Consider the following 1,221-nt stretch of genomic DNA (forward strand, 5'->3'; position numbering starts at 1 on the left):
TGGACGTTAGCGGTTATTGCAAGACAAAACCCACTCCGAGCATTTCGAGATAAAAATTTATCTTTGAAATAAAAACTGATTTTATGAATGACTTAAATCGACAGATAGATACGTTTTATTCAAAAATACTAGATTTATTAAAATCTGCCCACCAGACAGTTTACCAATCAGTTAATTCAACTATGGTTGATACTTATTATAAAATTGGTAGATTAATCGTGGATGAAGAGCAGCAAGGTAAAGAAAAGGCTAAATATGGACAGAATCTGATTAATGCATTATCAAAAAGGCTTTCTGATGAGTTTGGTAAGGGGTTTTCTGCAACGAACTTAAAACAAATGAGAAGTTTTTATCTGACTTACTCAAAAGGTCAGACAGTGTCTGACGAATTCAGATTGAGTTGGTCTCATTATTTAAAACTCATGCGTATAGATGACGAGAATGAGAGAAAATTCTATGAAATTGAGTCAATAAAGAATAATTGGAGTAATAAGGAGTTGCAAAGACAATACGATAGCGCCCTGTACACAAGATTATCATTAAGCAGAAATAAAAGTGAAGTTATAGAATTATCCGAAAAAGGACTTGTTATCGAAAAACCAAAAGATGCAATTAAAGACCCTTTTATACTTGAATTTTTGGGATTTCCTGAAAAATCCATTTATTCAGAAAGTGATTTAGAGCAAAAATTAATTGATAAACTTGAACATTTCTTATTGGAATTGGGAACCGGTTTTACTTTTGTTGCGAGACAGAAAAGAATATCGTTTGATGACAAGCATTTTCATATTGACTTGGTTTTTTACAATAGGATTTTAAAATCATTTGTTCTTATAGACTTGAAAATAGGAGAATTAAAACATCAGGACATAGGGCAAATGCAAATGTATGTGAATTACTATGACCGAGAAGTTCGACTAAAGGACGAAAATAAAACAATAGGTTTAATCCTGTGTCAGAACAAAAGTGAATCTGTTGTACAATATACTCTTCCTGAGAATAATGAGCAGATTTTCGCAAGTAAATATCAAACAGTCTTACCTAGTAAAGAAAAATTGAAAGAACTGATTGAGAATAAAGAATAAATAAGCAACAAACCGCTAACACGCGTTATAGTGCATGGCTAAGTTCCATATTTACAGTAAGTACCGTCCCCCGAAGAACATTCTTAACGGCCAGAAAATATATCTCATGAAAATTAGCCACGCACCATATCGCTGG

The 1,221-nt window shown here is 32.6% G+C and carries 1 protein-coding gene; it reads left to right on the forward strand.

Annotation, left to right across the window (positions count from 1 at the left end):
- Positions 1–83: 83 nt before the first annotated feature.
- On the forward strand, positions 84–1,085 hold the full coding sequence (locus tag JCM15548_RS20515) for a PDDEXK nuclease domain-containing protein (protein WP_062129092.1): 1,002 nt from the start codon (positions 84–86) through the stop codon (positions 1,083–1,085).
- The last annotated feature ends 136 nt before the right edge of the window (positions 1,086–1,221 follow it).

Origin of the sequence: Geofilum rubicundum JCM 15548, from assembly GCF_000974365.1 — a bacterium.
GTDB lineage: Bacteria > Bacteroidota > Bacteroidia > Bacteroidales > Marinilabiliaceae > Geofilum > Geofilum rubicundum.